This is a genomic window from Agromyces sp. GXS1127 (assembly GCF_050565425.1).
Taxonomy (GTDB): Bacteria; Actinomycetota; Actinomycetes; order Actinomycetales; family Microbacteriaceae; genus Agromyces.
The window spans coordinates 13,191-27,071 of sequence record NZ_JBOCIG010000007.1; the positions used below are offsets into that span (position 1 = coordinate 13,191).

A 13,881-nucleotide genomic window follows, 5' to 3' on the forward strand; every position below is an offset into this window, starting at 1 on the left:
GCCGCCGGGCGCCCCGGCCCGGGTCGACGGACCCGCGAACCGAGCGACCGACCGACCCGACCGACCGACCGACCGACCGAAACCCGAACCGACCACGCCGCACCTCGCGGCGGAGAGGAGTCATCGTATGACCACCACGTCCACCGTCCCCGATCTCGCGACCGCGCCGGAGCCGCGCGGACCGCGCACCCCGGGCCGCACGCTGATCACCGGCGGCGCCTCCGGCCTCGGCGCCGCCATCGCCGACGCGGTCGCCGCCGCCGGCGGGCGCCCGATCGTCCTCGACCTGGCCGAGTCCCGCGGCGGTCACGAATCGCACGCCGTCGACGTCTCGTCGACGCGGGAGCTCGAGCGGATCGTCGACGAGGTCGCGCAGGCCCACGGCGGCCTCGACTCCGTCGTCACGGCGGCGGGCATCGACCGGCCCGGCCCGCTCGACGGCGTCGACGCCGCGGAGTGGGAGCGCGTCATCGCGGTCAACCTCCTCGGGACCGCAGCGACCGTGCGCGCCGCACTGCCGCATCTCGTCGCCACGCGCGGTCGCGTCGTGACGGTCGCCTCGACGCTCGCGCTGCGGGGCGCCGGCGACGCCACGGCGTACGCGGCGTCCAAGTTCGGCGTCCGGGGCTTCACGCAGGCGCTCGCCGCCGAGACCGCCGGCCGCGTGGGCGTCACCGGGCTCATCCCCGGCGGCATGCGGACGCCGTTCTTCGACGGTCGCGACGAGCAGTACCGCCCCGGACCCGATGCCAGCCTCAACGACCCGGCCGACGTCGCGGCGACGGTGGTGTTCGCGCTCAGCCAACCGCCCGGGTGCGAGGTGCGCGAGCTGCTGGTGTGCTCGTCCGGCGAGACCTCCTGGCCGTGAGGTCGCGAGCGTCCGCGAGCACGGCGTCCGGGTCGACCTCGGCCACGAACGAGACGTCGTGCTCGCACCGCTCGACCGTCCAGCCGACCTGGGTGACGTCCACGCCGCACACCGGGCACGCGACGACGAACGACAGGTGGACCCGGTGGCGCTCCCGCCCGAACGGGGCGGCGTTCATGGCGTTGCCGAACCAGTAGATCCCGACGGTCGGCGCGCCGACCGCCTGAGCCAGGTGGCGAGGGCCGCTGTCGTCGGCGACGACGACCGAGGCGCGCGCGAGCACCGCTGCGAGCATCCCGAGGGGCATCCGTCCGGCCAGTCGGATGACGCGAGCCCCCGCGTCGCCGACGGCGCGCACGAGGTCCGCCTCGAGGTCCCGGTCCGACGCATCGCCCACGACCGCGATGCGGAGTCCGTCCGCCGCGAGCCCGCGGGCCACGTGCGCGAACCGCTCGACGGGCCAGCGCCGCCGCGGATCGGTCGCGCCCGGATGCAGCACCGCGAACGGCGTCCCGTCCGGCATGAGCCGGGTCGAGCGCTCGAGCTCGTCGGGTCTCACGGCGACGACCGGTTCGAGGTGCACGGGCGCGGCGCCCGCGAGGCCGGCGACCTCGAGCCCGCGCATGACCTCGTGCTGGTAGTAGGCGTACCGCAGCGTGCGTTCGAGGGGTTCCGCGTCGTCGGTCGCCGACCCCACGGTGTGGCGAGCGCCGAGGGCGAGCACGAACGGGTTGGAGTTGCGCCCGCCGCCGTGCAGCTGCACGGCGAGGTCGTACCGCTGCGCTCGCTGCCGCGCGAGGAATCGGTCGATCCGCTCCGCCGTGGAGGACGCGCCCGACCGGACCCCCGGCGCGACGGGCAGCACCTCGACCCGGTGCACGGGCCCCGGCCGTCCGTGGAGCAGTTCCCGGTGCGCCGGCGTGCCCAGCAGCACGAGCTCGGCGTCCGGGTAGCTCGCGGCGAGCGCCGTCATCGCCGGCATCGCGAAGAGCAGGTCGCCGAGGCCGCCGCCTCGCAGCACCGCGATGCGGCGCACTCGTTCGAAGGTCGGATGGGGCGCTGCGGCGGCGGGCATGCGGGTCCTTTCCGGGATGGTCCTTGCCACGGCGTTTCCCCGCGCAGGCCGCATCGAAACCCGACGCATCGTCTCGGTGCCGGTTGGGTAGGGGCAGACCATGGAGACGACAGCAGCCGCGGCGGAGCGCATCCGCCGCCTCCGTCCGCGCGTGGTGGTCGTGGGCGACGCGATCCTCGACCGATGGTGGCGCGGCAGCAGCCGGCGACTGAGCCGCGAGGCTCCGGCGCCTGTGGTCGACCTGCTCGACCAGGTCGATGCGCCGGGCGGGGCGGCGAACACGGCGGCGAACGCGGCCGCGCTCGGCGCGGCGTGCGAGCTGGTCGCCGTCATCGGCACCGACGAGACCGGCGATGCGCTCGCCTCGGCCCTGGCCGAGGGCGGCGTCGACCTCGGCAGGGTCCATCGCGATCCGCGGCACAGGACCGTGTCCAAGACGCGCATCGTCGCCGACGACCAGGTCCTCGCGCGCGTCGACGACGACCGGGAGAGCCCGGGTGCGGCCGGCGGGTCCGTCGGCCGCACGCCGGACCCGTCGGCGCGCGAGGCCCTCGTCACCGGTCTCCGGGAGGCGGCCGCCGGTGCGGACGTCGTCGTGGTCAGCGACTACGGGTTCCCGGATCTCCCCGAGCTCGTCGCGGACGCCCTGGGCGCCCTGCCGTCCCGCCCTCCGCTCGTGGTGGACGCACACGAGGTCGCCCGCTGGCGTGACCTGCGACCGGATGTCGTCGTGCCGAACTCCGACGAGGCCGACCGGCTGCTCGGGGGCGGCCTGGGCCGCGGTCGGGAACGCCGCGCGGGCGTCGTGCGGTCCGCGGCGGACCTGCTGGAGCGTTCGGGCGCGTCGAACGTGATCGTGACCCTCGACCGCGAGGGCGCGATCCTCATCACGGCCGACGGAGCCGTGGCCACGACGACGGCGCACCCGGTCGCCGAGCGGTTCGCGTCGGGCGCCGGCGACACGTTCACGGCCGCCGTCGCGGCGGCCGTCGCGGTCGACGTTCCCCTCGAGGAGGCGATCCGGCTCGCGCAGGGCGCCGCCGATATCGCGCTCTCGCACGAGGGCACATCGGTGTGCGCCGGCGACGAGCTCGCGGCCCGACTCGCGCGCTCCCCCGCCACGCTGCTCGATGCCGGGCCCCTGGCGGCCCGCATCGACCGGCACCGCGCGGACGGCCGCCGCATCGTCTTCACGAACGGATGCTTCGACGTGCTGCACGTCGGACACACCACGTACCTCAGGCAGGCGGCCGAGCTCGGCGACATCCTCGTCGTCGGCGTCAACAGCGACGATTCCGTGCGCCGGCTGAAGGGCCCGGACCGGCCCGTGAACTCCGCGGAGGATCGGGCCGGCCTCCTCGCCGCGCTCGAATGGGTGGACTACGTCGCCGTGTTCGCGGAGGACACCCCGATCGCGCTCATCGAGCAGCTCCGGCCCGACGTCTACGTCAAGGGCGGCGACTACAGCCCCGAGATGCTGCCGGAGACGCCGATCGTCGAGTCCTACGGCGGCGAGGTGCGGCTCGTCGACTACGTCCCCGATCGGTCGACGACCTCGCTCATGCACCGCATCCGCACCTCGGGCGAGCCGGACGGCGAGCGCGTGCGGTGACGGACCGGCGTCGCCGGCGTCCCGTGCCCGGCAGGCCCGGGCGTCACCCGCGCCGGGGCCGCCCGATCCGCCCCGCCGGACGCGCGGCGGAGGGCAGCTCGCCGAACGCCTCGGCGTACGACTGCGCGAAGCGCGACAGGTGCACGAACCCCCAGCGGCGGGCGATCACGGCGACGCCCTCCTCGGTCGGGCTGAAGCGCAGCTCGTCGCGCACGCCCGCGAGGCGGATGTCGCGGAGGTACTCCGACGGCGAGCGGCCGAACTCGGCCACGAACGCGGCGTGCAGGCCACGCGACGAGATGTGCACCGCGTCCGCGATGCCCTGTACGGTGATGGGCTCGGCCGCGTGCGCGTGCATGTGGTCGACGGCGGCACGCACGATCGCGGAGCGCGGGCCGGGCGGCATCCGCCGCCCCTCGAGGTCGAGCCGGACCGTCTGGAATGCGTACACGTAGGCGACCGCGAGGCGGGCGAACGCGGCCTGCGCCACGATGGGCTCCGCGAACGCCTCGGGCGCGGCGAGCATGGCCGACCGGACTCGGTGCGCGATCCGCTCCCAGTAGCGGCCGAGCTCCGAGCTGCGGGGCGCCACGTCGAGCAGGCGCGGCTCGGTCGCCGGCTCCCCCGTGACGGTGCGCGCGACGGCCGCGACGCCCTCGCGGTCGAGCATGACGGCGCGCGCGGCGACCGCGTCCCACCGGGCTGCGAGGCCCTCGCGCGGCTGGAGGTACGGCAGCGACGTGTCGACCGCCGTCCGCCCGTGACGCAGATCGAAGTCGCGCCCCTTGGCCGAGATGACGACGAGGTCGTCGGAACCGGCGACGGATGCCGCGGGGGCGGCGAACGCGTATTCGATCACGGTGAACGACGGTGCGGTGTCGAAGCGCAGCCGCACCCGGAAGCGACCCGGGTCGGCGCGACCGAACGCGAGGCGCGGGACCATCGGCTCGAACGCGCGGCACGCGGCTTCGGGATCGCGCGTGTCGAACGCGGAGCGGGCGAGTCCGACCATGACCATCCTCTTGCCCGGCGTCGGGGGTGTGCCGGGTCCGGCAAGTGTACGTCGCACGACGCGCGTTGGATATCCGGAATCGGAACAGTTCGCCGCCGCGCCCTCCGGCCGGTCGACGCGCGCCATAGCGTCTGGATTGCGGGCGGCGCGAGCTCGACGGAGGGGGACCGCGAGATTCAGCGCCGCCCGCGAAGCCCCCGCACCACCCCCGCCGTCGGAAGGAGTCCGGCCGAGATGGGTTCACTCGTCTACGACAGCCGCCTGTCGGTTCCCATGGACGACCGCACGCTCGCGCACCTCCAGGTCGTCGTGCTCGGCAAGCTCCGACGGCGGGAGCGCTTCGCCCTCACGGCGACCGTCGACGGACACGAGGTCGGTCTCTGGCTCGGCCCGTCGGTCGCCCTCGAGTTCCGGTACGCGGAACGAGCTCGACCGGCGATGAACCGGGCGTGGCTCGAACTGCTGGCGGATGCCGCAGCCTCGCGTGACGGGCTCGTCATCGTGCCCGAACCGGTCGAGGTGCCTGAGGCGGCGCCGATCCGGCGGACGCCGCCCGCGCCGTTCCCGGCCCCGGCACCGGCGGCGCCGGCACGAGCGCCGCGCCCGCGCCGGCTTCCCGACGTCGCCTGAGCCGGCGATCCGAGCCGACCGACCTGGAGCAGCGGGAACGACGCCGCTACAGCTCGACGACCGTCATGCCCGAACCCGCTCCCCCGGCCCGGCTCATCGCGGCGAGCGCCTCGGGCACGGCCTCGAGGGAGATCGTGCGCCCGACGAGCTCGATCGGACGGAACGCCTCGGAGGCGACCGCGCCGAGCATGTCGGGGTACTCGTGCGCGGCCATGCCGTGGCTGCCGAGGATCTCGAGCTCGCCGTCGATCACGGCGTCCATCGGCATCGCGGCGGTGGCGTCGCCGGCGAGCATGAGCCCGATCTGCACGTGCCGCCCGCGCTTCCTCAGGCTCCGGACCGACGCGAACGAGGTCTCGGGGCTGCCGAACGCGTCCACCGACAGGTCGACGCCGCCGCCGCTCGCCTCGCGGACCCGGTCGGCGGCACCCTCGCCGCCGCGGATCGGGGTCGCGCCGAGCTCGGCCGCTGCGGCGAGCGCGGCGTCCGAGACGTCCACTCCGTAGACCGGCACGCCGGCCGCGACGGCGATCATGATGGCGGAGAGGCCGACCCCGCCGCATCCGTGCACCGCGACCTGCTCGCCGGGGTGCAGCCGACCCCGGCTGATGATCGCCCGGTAGGCGGTCGCGAAGCGGCATCCGAGCGACGCGGCCTCGACGAACCCGAGCGAGTCGGGGAGGCGGATGAGGTTGAGCTCGGCCTCGTCGACGACGACGTACTCGGCGAACGAGCCCCAGTGCGTGAAGCCGGGCTGCCGCTGGGCGTCGCAGACCTGCTCGTTGCCGGCGAGGCACTCGGCGCACCGGCCGCACGCGCAGATGAACGGCGCGGTGACGCGGTCGCCGACGGCCCAGCCCGCAGCATCCGTCACCTCGGAGCCGAGCTCGGCGATCTCGCCGGCGAACTCGTGGCCCGGCACGTGCGGCAGCGCGATGCCGCCGTCGTGGCCCATCCACCCGTGCCAGTCGCTGCGGCAGAGTCCGGTCGCGCGCACCCGGACGACGGCGCCGCGCGGCGGGCAGGCCGGCCGGTCGACGTCGACGAGCTCGGGCTCCTCGCCGAATCCGCGGTACATGACGGCGCGCACAGGTCCTCCTCCGGGGTGGTGGCAGGCCGCCCGCGGTGCGGGCACCGTGCGCCGGGTCGCGCGCCCCCCTCGGCGATGACTGACGGATGCCGCGGCGAGGCGACCCACGGAATCCTATCGGGCGCGGGGGCGCGGCCGAGAATAGCGGGCCGGACGGCGAGGTGGTGTCGGCGGGGGATCGGTCCTGATGCCGCATTCCCCTCGGGGCAGGATTGTGGAACAATCGTGACCATGCGTTCCGTGCTGCTCGTGCTCGCGGCTGCCGTCTGCTTCGGCACGACCGGCACCGCGCAGGCGCTCGGCCCCGCGGTCGACCCGCTGTCGGTCGGCGCGGCGCGCATCCTGATCGGCGGTGGCGCCCTCGCGGCGGTGGCGCTCGACATGCACGTCGCCGGACGTCGGCGCGATGCGACCGGGACATCCGTCGCGCCGACGTCCGTCGACCGCGCGCCGCGCGGACCCGCCTGGCCGGCCGTCCTGATCGGCGCGGCGGGCGTGCTCGCCTACCAACCCGCGTTCTTCGCCGGCACGGCCGCCAACGGCGTAGCGATCGGCACGGTCGTCGCGCTCGGGTCCGCACCGGTCCTCACCGGCCTCCTCGACTGGGCCGTGCGGCGCCGCTTCCCCGGCCGGACGTGGATGGTCGCCACGGCGCTCGCGACGGTCGGGGTCGCCGTACTCGCCTCGGCCACCGGGACGGGGCCCGCGGCCGTCGACCCGCTCGGCATCGCGGCGTCGATCGGAGCGGGCGCGTCGTACGCCGTGTACACGCTCGCGGGCAAGTCCCTGCTCGACCGCGGGTGGGCGTCGTCGGCGAGCATGGGCGCGATGTTCGGCGTGGCCGCCGCCGCGAGCCTCCCCGTCCTGCTCGCGACCGACACCGCATGGCTCGCGACCGCCGAGGGGCTCGCGATGGCCCTCTGGCTGGGACTCGTGACGACGACCGTCGCCTACCTCCTCTTCGGCGCGGGCCTGAAGCGACTCGCGCCCGCGACCGTCTCGACCCTGACCCTCGCCGAGCCGCTCACCGCGACGCTCCTGGGCGTCCTCGTCCTGCAGGAGCGCCTCCCGGCGACCGCGGTGGTCGGGCTCGCGGTCCTGGCGTCGGGCATCGTGCTCCTCGCCCTCGCGAGCAGTCGACGGATGCCGCGCGACGGCGCCCTCGCGACGGCGTCACCGACGCACGGCCCGATCGCTCAGAGCTCGGAGCCGGCGACCTCGAAGGTGTTGCAGGCGCCGACGCCCTCCTCGTAACCCGTCGCGAACCAGCGGACGCGCTGTTCGCTGGTGCCGTGCGAGAACGTGTGCGGGGTGACCTGCCCCTGCGTCGCCTCCTGGATGCGGTCGTCGCCGACCGCGGCCGCCGCGTCGATCGCCTGCTGGTACTCGTCCCGGCTGATCGGCCGAAGGAAGGTCTCGCCGTTGGCATCCTCCGTCGTCGCGGCGGCGCCCGCCCACGCTCCGGCGAAGCAGTCCGCCTGCAACTCGACCCGCACCGCGTTCGAGGTCGGCCCGGTCTGCCCGTCCCGGGTGGAGTCGAGCACGCCCGCGATGTTCTGGATGTGGTGGCCGTACTCGTGCGCGACGACGTACATCTCCGCGAGCGGGCCGCCCTCCGCCCCGAACCGCTGCTCGAGCTGGTCGTAGAAGGACGTGTCGATGTAGATCGTCTGGTCGGGCGGGCAGTAGAACGGCCCCGTCGCCGACGAGGCGTTGCCGCAGCCGGTGGACACCGCCTGGCTGAAGAGCACGAAGCCCTGCGGGCGCACGTAGTCGACGCCGATGCTCGGCGAGGCCTCCGACCAGTACGCGTCGAGCGAGGCATCCGCGCCCTTCATGCGGCAGTCGATCTGCTCGTTCGCGTCCTGACCGGTCTGGCACTGCTCGAGGGCCGAATCCTCACTCGTGCCGCCGCCCGTGCCGCCGCCCACGAGGCCGGACAGGTCCACGCCGAGGAACTGTCCGATCAGCACGATCGCGAGGACGCCCAGGCCGCCGCCGACGGCGATCCCGGTGTTGCGCCCGCGGCGCGAGGTCTTTCCGCCGCCGATGTCCGCCTTCGGATTGAACGTCATGGCACGAAACTACCGCTCGTCGTCGCCGTCGGGCCCGGCCTTCCGCTCGGCGTCGCCGGAGGCTACGCTCGACGGCCGAGGCGCGTCGTCGTCGTCCTCGTCGTCGTCCTCTTCGTCGGAGTCGTCGTCGTCCTCTTCGTCGTCCTCGTCGTCGTCCTCTTCGTCGGAGTCGTCGTCGTCCTCGTCGTCGTCCTCTTCGTCGTCCTCGTCGTCGTCGCCTTCGTCGTCGTCGTCAGCGTCGGCTGCGCCGTCGTCATCCTCGGCGTCGTCGGGCTCGACACCGACCTCGTCCTCGTCGCCGGGACCCTCGAGCTCCCGGCGCTCGGTCGCCTCGTCCTCGCGGCCGGCGAACCGATCGGTCGCGGCGATGAGGGCGTCCAGGATCCCCGGCTCGTCGAACGCGTGGCCCGCATCGTCGATGATCCGGAACTCGGCCTCGGGCCAGGCCCGGTGCAGGTCCCATGCGGTCATCACGGGCGTGCACATGTCGTACCGCCCCTGGATGATCACGGCAGGGATGCCGCGCAGCCGGTGCGCATCCCGGATGAGCTGCCCCTCCTCCCACCATCCGCCGTGCCGGAAGTAGTGGTTCTCGATGCGCGCGAACGCCGTCGCGTACTCGGGCGAGGTGAACCGTGCGATGGTGTCGGCCTGCGGCAGCAGCGTGATGGTCGACGACTCCCACCGCGACCACGCGATCGCGGCGGGCTGGTGCACGGCCGGGTCGGGGTCCGTGAGCAGCCGGTGGTACGCCTCGATGAGGTGCACGCGCTCGCCGATCGGGACGGGCTCGAGGAATTCCTCCCAGAGGTCGGGGAAGATCGCAGACGCGCCGCCCTCGTAGAACCAGTCGAGCTCCTGCCGGCGCAGGGTGAAGATCCCGCGCAGCACGAGCTCCGTGACGCGCTCCGGGTGCGTCTCGGCGTAGGCGAGGGCGAGCGCGCTGCCCCACGATCCGCCGAGCACCTGCCACCGGTCGATGCCGAGGTGCGCGCGCAGGCGCTCCAGGTCGGCGATGAGATGCCAGGTCGTGTTGGCCGAGAGGACCGCGCCGGGCTCCGAGGCGTGCGGGATCGACAGCCCGCACCCGCGCTGGTCGAAGAGCACGATGCGGTATCGCGCCGGGTCGAACAGCCGGCGATGCGCGGGATTCGTCCCCCCGCCGGGGCCGCCGTGGAGGAACACCACCGGCTTGCCCTCGCGGTTGCCCGAGACCTCCCAGTAGATGTGCTGGCCGTCGCCGACGTCGAGCATCCCCGTCTCGAGCGGCTCGATCTCCGGATACAGTTCCCTCATCGTTCCCCCTTGTCCGCTCACGGTAGTGGACGACCGGATGGCACGCCGACGGCGCGCCGCCGCGGCATCCGCGCTCGTCGGTGTCGGCGCCCTCCCAGCGGCGCCGCCTACGGTGCGGTCATGCGCCCCATCCCCGATCCGGTCCGTCCCGGCCAGGAGTCCGTGTGGGACTACCCCAGGCCGCCACGGGCGGAGCGCCTCGACGTGCGCGTCACGATCGACCTCGGCGGCGAACGCGTCGTCGACACCCGCGACGTCGTGCGCGTCCTCGAGACGAGCCATCCGCCCGTCTACTACCTGCCGGTCGACGCGTTCGCGCCGGGTGCGCTGGTGCCTGCGGCGGGCGCGTCGTTCTGCGAGTTCAAGGGCGCGGCGAGGTACTTCGACGTCGTCGGGGGCGAACGCACGGCCGATCGGGCGGCGTGGAACTACCCGACGCCGTCGCCGGGGTTCGAGGCGCTGCGCGATCGCGTCGCCGTGTACGCGGCGCCGATGGACGCCTGCACGGTCGACGGGGAGCGGGTTCTCCCGCAGCCGGGCGGCTTCTACGGCGGCTGGATCACCGCCGGCGTGGCGGGCCCGTTCAAGGGCGGTCCCGGTTCGATGGGGTGGTGACCGTCACGGCGTAGGCTCGGAACCATGAGCCGCAGACCGGTCACGATCACGATCACCGGCGCCGGGGGGCAGATCGGCTACGCGCTGCTCTTCCGCATCGCCTCGGGCGCCCTGCTCGGGCCCGACACCGCCGTGCGCCTGAACCTGCTCGAGATCCCGCAGGGCCTGCGGGCCGCCGAGGGCGCGGCGCTCGAGCTCCAGGACTCCGCGTTCCCGCTCCTCTCGCACGTGGAGGTGACCGCGGACCCGGCCGTCGCGTTCGACGGCGCGAACGCGGCCATGCTCGTCGGCGCCCGGCCGCGCACCGCGGGAATGGAGCGCGGCGACCTGCTCGAGGCCAACGGCGGCATCTTCGGGCCGCAGGGGCGGGCGATCAACGACCATGCGGCCGACGACGTGCGCGTCGTCGTGGTCGGCAACCCCGCCAACACCAACGCGCTCATCGCCGCCTCGCACGCCCCCGACGTGCCGAACGACCGCTTCACCGCGCTCACGCGCCTCGACCACAACCGGGCGCTCGGTCAACTGGCCGCCGCCCTGGACACCCCGGTCGGCGGCATCCGCGGGGTGACGATCTGGGGCAACCACTCGGCGACCCAGTTCCCGGACGTCTCGCACGCGACCGCCGACGGCGACCCCGTGCCCGCCCTGCTGGCCGCCCGGCTCGGCGGCACGGATGCGACGCACGAGTGGCTGGCCGACCAGTTCATCCCGCGCGTGGCCAAGCGCGGCGCCGAGATCATCGAGGTGCGCGGCTCGTCGTCGGTCGCGTCGGCGGCGTCTGCGACGATCGACCACCTGCGCGACTGGATGCTGGGCACGGGCGATCGCGGACGCACGAGCGCGGCGATCTGGTCGAACGGCGAGTACGGCGTCGCCGATGGCGTGATCTCGTCGTTCCCCGTCGTCGCCGAAGACGGCGCGTGGCGTGTCGTCGAGGGCCTCGGGGTGGACGAGTTCGCGCGCGAGCGCATCGACGCCTCGGTTGCGGAGCTCGTCGACGAACGCGAAGCGGTGCGCTCGCTCGGCCTGATCTGACGCAGACGGATGCCGCGGCTCGCCGCGCCGGCATCCGTCATCGCCCGGCCTGCCGACCGCCGCCGGCGCAGCGGGCGGAGCGGACCCGGCGGCACGGCCTACGCTGGCAGCATGCCCGCACGCGAACCGCTCTCCCCCGCACGCCGACGTCAGCTGGTCGTCGGGCTCGTCGTGGGGCTCATCATCGGACTCGTCGTGAGCCTCTGGACCGGGTTCTGGCTGTGGCTCGCCGCGGGACTCGCCGTCGGGCTCGCGGCCGGCGCGATCATGAAGCCGCCCGGCGACGACGACGCCTCGCCGCGCACGCCGCGACGCTGACGCCGCCGCACGCGGCGGCGGGCCGGGCGCTTCGCGCCCGACCCGCCTCACGCGGCATCCGCTACCGCTTGCCCTTCTCCGACTTCTCGGGCGTGGGCATGGTGCCGGCGGCGCGCTGCGCCGCGTAGTGGGCCCGTGCCTCGTCCTGGCGCTCCTGCTCGGCGCCCGATGCGATCGAGGCCCGCAGGTGCTCGGGCCTGAAGCCGAAGGCGTCGACGAGGTCGAGCGCGTACGGGCGGAGGCGCTCGACGAGCCGGTCGATGTAGGCCGACACGGCCTGCGCGCGCTGCGGCGAGAGGCGACCGTGGATGAGGTACCAGGAGAGGTGCTGCTCGAGGAGGCCCAGGCCGAACAGGTCGCGGAGCCAGGTGAGCACCTGCTTCGTGCCCGGGTCCTCGGCGCGCGCGATGCCGCGCGTGAACGCCTCCCACTGGAGCAGTTCGGCGTGGGCGCGGGCGGCCTCGATGAGCTCGTTCTGGTTGCGGTTGAACAGCGCCGCCTGCTCGGCCTTCGAGAGCTTGCGGGCGTCGCGGAGGCGACCGGCGATCTCGCTGATCATCGTCTCGACGCGGTCGGTGAGCAGCTCCCGCTGCGTCTCCTCGTCGCGGAGCTCGTGCACCGAACGCGCGGTCGATCCGAAGTCGGCGACGGTCTGGGCGAGGCGCCGCAGGCCCGTGCCGTGGTAGGCGCGGTCCGCGGCCTGCGCGACGACGTAGCGGGCCATGGCACCGGCGTCGGCCTTCGCGAACTGCTTCGAGAAGTCGGTGAGCAGGCGCTTGGCGACCAGCTGCAGGAGGACGTTGTTGTCGCCCTCGAACGTGACGTAGACGTCGAGGTCCTGGCGCAGCCCGACGAGGCGGTTCTCGGCGAGGAAGCCCGCGCCGCCGCACGCCTCGCGCGCCTCCTGGAGGGTCTCGAGGGCGTGCCACGTGGACAGCGGCTTGAGTGCGGCGGCGATCGTCTCGAGGTCCTGGCGGTCGTCGTCGGTGTCGGCCTCGCCCGAGAACACCGCGTCGAACTTCACGAGGAACTCGTCGTGCGCGAAGACCTGCGCGTAGGTCGTGGCGAGCTTCGGGATCAGGCGCCGCTGGTGGCGCTGGTAGTCGAGCAGCACCTCCTCGTCGGTGTCGCTCCCGGCGTTGAACTGGCGGCGCTGCGTGCCGTAGGTGATCGCGATCGCGAGGCCCATGGCGCTCGCGATGGTCGCGGCGCCGTCGAGCGAGACGCGGCCCTGCACGAGCGTGCCCAGCATGGTGAAGAACCGTCGGCCGGGGCTCGGGATCGGGCTGGTGTACGTGCCGTCGGCCGCGACGTCGCCGTAGCGGTTCAGCAGGTCCTCGCGCGGCACGCGCACGTCGGTGAAGTGCAGCCGCCCGTTGTCGATGCCGTTGAGCCCGCCCTTGAGTCCGTCGTCCTCGCCGCCGATGCCGGGCAGGAACGCGCCGGTCTCGTCGCGCAGCGGCACGTAGAAGGCGTGCACGCCGTGGTTGACGCCCTTCGTGATCAGCTGGGCGAAGACCACCGCAGCGATGCCGTGCAGTGCGGCATTGCCGAGGTAGTCCTTCCACGCGCCGCGGAACGGCGTGTTCAGGACGAACTCCTCGGTCTCGGGGTCGTACGTCGCGGTCGTGCCGATCGCGGCGACATCGGAGCCGTGGCCGGTCTCGGTCATCGCGAAGGCGCCGGGGACCTCGAGGCTCATGATGCCCGGAAGGTACTTCACGTGGTGCTTCTCGGTGCCGAGATGCAGCACCGCGGAGCCGAAGAGCCCCCACTGCACGCCCGACTTGATCTGGAGGCTCGGGTCGGCCAGGACGAGTTCCTCGAAGGCGGCGATGTTGCCGCCGTGGTCGTCCTCGCCGCCGAGGGCCTTGGGGAACGCCTTGTGCACGGCGCCCGACTCGACGAGGAGCTTCAGCTGGCCGAGGACGCGCTCGCGGTGTTCGGCCATGGTCTGGCCGTCGATGCGCTGGAACTCGGGCTGTGCCGCCCGCTCGCGCGCGGCGAGCCGAGCGTCGGGCCACGTGCCGAGCAGCTGCCGGGCGAGCGCGTCGACGTCGACGACCGGAGCCGCGCTCGCGTCGATCGGGGTGTTCGCGGGAGTGGCGGCCGCGGCACGCTCGGGCGTGGCGGGGCGCTCCGTCTCGGGCGCAGGAGTGGCGTCGGTTCGGGATGCCGTGTCGACCATCGTCGGTTCGTCCTTCGTACGCGGGTTTGGGCTTCGTCTCACGGTACGGCGGGCCGCCGGACGG

At 74.0% G+C, this 13,881-nt stretch carries 12 protein-coding genes and 1 pseudogene; 7 read left to right on the top strand and 6 right to left on the bottom strand.

Annotated features, from left to right (window positions below):
• The first annotated feature begins 127 nt into the window (after nt 1-127).
• Nucleotides 128-868, top strand: coding sequence for an SDR family oxidoreductase (locus ACQ393_RS13285; protein ID WP_430647334.1), 741 nt, complete (start codon nt 128-130; stop codon nt 866-868).
• On the opposite strand, the gene ACQ393_RS13290 is transcribed toward ACQ393_RS13285, so the two are convergent.
• A complete protein-coding gene (locus ACQ393_RS13290) occupies nt 798-1,943 on the bottom strand; it encodes a glycosyltransferase family 9 protein (RefSeq protein WP_430647335.1) in 1,146 nt (381 codons plus the stop codon). The genes ACQ393_RS13285 and ACQ393_RS13290 overlap by 71 nt on opposite strands.
• A 100-nt stretch (nt 1,944-2,043) precedes the next feature.
• Here ACQ393_RS13290 and rfaE2 point away from each other — a divergent pair, with 100 nt between their 5' ends.
• Nucleotides 2,044-3,555, top strand: a complete 1,512-nt coding sequence (rfaE2, locus tag ACQ393_RS13295) for a D-glycero-beta-D-manno-heptose 1-phosphate adenylyltransferase (protein WP_430647336.1) — start codon at nt 2,044-2,046, stop codon at nt 3,553-3,555.
• Nucleotides 3,556-3,598: 43 nt separating this feature from the next.
• Here the strand turns inward: rfaE2 and ACQ393_RS13300 are convergent, their stop codons facing one another.
• Nucleotides 3,599-4,567, bottom strand: coding sequence for a helix-turn-helix transcriptional regulator (locus tag ACQ393_RS13300; RefSeq protein WP_430647337.1), 969 nt, complete (start codon nt 4,565-4,567; stop codon nt 3,599-3,601).
• A gap of 234 nt (nt 4,568-4,801) precedes the next feature.
• Between ACQ393_RS13300 and ACQ393_RS13305 the strand changes: the two genes are divergently transcribed.
• Nucleotides 4,802-5,197: an ATP-dependent DNA ligase gene (locus tag ACQ393_RS13305; protein ID WP_430647338.1), complete on the top strand. Its 396-nt coding sequence runs from the start codon at nt 4,802-4,804 to the stop codon at nt 5,195-5,197.
• A gap of 46 nt (nt 5,198-5,243) precedes the next feature.
• On the opposite strand, the gene ACQ393_RS13310 is transcribed toward ACQ393_RS13305, so the two are convergent.
• Entirely contained in the window at nt 5,244-6,287 is a 1,044-nt protein-coding gene (locus ACQ393_RS13310) for a zinc-dependent alcohol dehydrogenase family protein (RefSeq protein ID WP_430647339.1), read from the bottom strand.
• Nucleotides 6,288-6,518: 231 nt separating this feature from the next.
• Between ACQ393_RS13310 and ACQ393_RS13315 the strand changes: the two genes are divergently transcribed.
• Nucleotides 6,519-7,541 carry a DMT family transporter gene (locus ACQ393_RS13315; protein ID WP_430647587.1) on the top strand — a complete coding sequence of 341 codons (1,023 nt, stop codon included), beginning with the start codon at nt 6,519-6,521 and terminating at the stop codon, nt 7,539-7,541.
• Here ACQ393_RS13315 and ypfJ read toward each other — a convergent pair.
• Entirely contained in the window at nt 7,484-8,362 is an 879-nt protein-coding gene (gene ypfJ / locus ACQ393_RS13320) for a KPN_02809 family neutral zinc metallopeptidase (RefSeq protein ID WP_430647340.1), read from the bottom strand. The genes ACQ393_RS13315 and ypfJ overlap by 58 nt on opposite strands.
• A 339-nt stretch (nt 8,363-8,701) precedes the next feature.
• Nucleotides 8,702-9,658 (bottom strand): annotated as a pseudogene (gene pip, locus ACQ393_RS13325) (prolyl aminopeptidase); the annotation flags it as partial.
• A 120-nt stretch (nt 9,659-9,778) separates the two neighbouring features.
• On the opposite strand from pip, the gene ACQ393_RS13330 reads away from it, so the two are divergent.
• The 3 genes from ACQ393_RS13330 to ACQ393_RS13340 all read left to right on the top strand — a co-directional run bounded on the left by ACQ393_RS13330 (nt 9,779) and on the right by ACQ393_RS13340 (nt 11,629).
• Nucleotides 9,779-10,273: a DUF427 domain-containing protein gene (locus ACQ393_RS13330; RefSeq protein WP_430647341.1), complete on the top strand. Its 495-nt coding sequence runs from the start codon at nt 9,779-9,781 to the stop codon at nt 10,271-10,273.
• Nucleotides 10,274-10,297: 24 nt separating this feature from the next.
• Complete coding sequence (locus ACQ393_RS13335) at nt 10,298-11,311, top strand: malate dehydrogenase (protein ID WP_430647342.1); 1,014 nt, start codon at nt 10,298-10,300, stop codon at nt 11,309-11,311.
• A 111-nt stretch (nt 11,312-11,422) separates the two neighbouring features.
• Complete coding sequence (locus ACQ393_RS13340) at nt 11,423-11,629, top strand: HPP family protein (protein ID WP_430647343.1); 207 nt, start codon at nt 11,423-11,425, stop codon at nt 11,627-11,629.
• A 61-nt stretch (nt 11,630-11,690) separates the two neighbouring features.
• On the opposite strand, the gene ACQ393_RS13345 is transcribed toward ACQ393_RS13340, so the two are convergent.
• Entirely contained in the window at nt 11,691-13,817 is a 2,127-nt protein-coding gene (locus ACQ393_RS13345) for an acyl-CoA dehydrogenase (protein ID WP_430647345.1), read from the bottom strand.
• Nucleotides 13,818-13,881: the final 64 nt, after the last annotated feature.

Coding starts and splice junctions, on each gene's coding strand:
- ACQ393_RS13300 (WP_430647337.1), bottom strand. CDS start 4,567: ATGGTCGGACTCGCCCGCTCCGCGTTCGACACGCGCGATCCCGAAGCC.
- ACQ393_RS13345 (WP_430647345.1), bottom strand. CDS start 13,817: ATGGTCGACACGGCATCCCGAACCGACGCCACTCCTGCGCCCGAGACG.
- ypfJ (WP_430647340.1), bottom strand. CDS start 8,362: ATGACGTTCAATCCGAAGGCGGACATCGGCGGCGGAAAGACCTCGCGC.
- ACQ393_RS13285 (WP_430647334.1), top strand. CDS start 128: ATGACCACCACGTCCACCGTCCCCGATCTCGCGACCGCGCCGGAGCCG.
- ACQ393_RS13330 (WP_430647341.1), top strand. CDS start 9,779: ATGCGCCCCATCCCCGATCCGGTCCGTCCCGGCCAGGAGTCCGTGTGG.
- ACQ393_RS13290 (WP_430647335.1), bottom strand. CDS start 1,943: ATGCCCGCCGCCGCAGCGCCCCATCCGACCTTCGAACGAGTGCGCCGC.
- rfaE2 (WP_430647336.1), top strand. CDS start 2,044: ATGGAGACGACAGCAGCCGCGGCGGAGCGCATCCGCCGCCTCCGTCCG.
- ACQ393_RS13315 (WP_430647587.1), top strand. CDS start 6,519: ATGCGTTCCGTGCTGCTCGTGCTCGCGGCTGCCGTCTGCTTCGGCACG.
- ACQ393_RS13305 (WP_430647338.1), top strand. CDS start 4,802: ATGGGTTCACTCGTCTACGACAGCCGCCTGTCGGTTCCCATGGACGAC.
- ACQ393_RS13340 (WP_430647343.1), top strand. CDS start 11,423: ATGCCCGCACGCGAACCGCTCTCCCCCGCACGCCGACGTCAGCTGGTC.
- ACQ393_RS13335 (WP_430647342.1), top strand. CDS start 10,298: ATGAGCCGCAGACCGGTCACGATCACGATCACCGGCGCCGGGGGGCAG.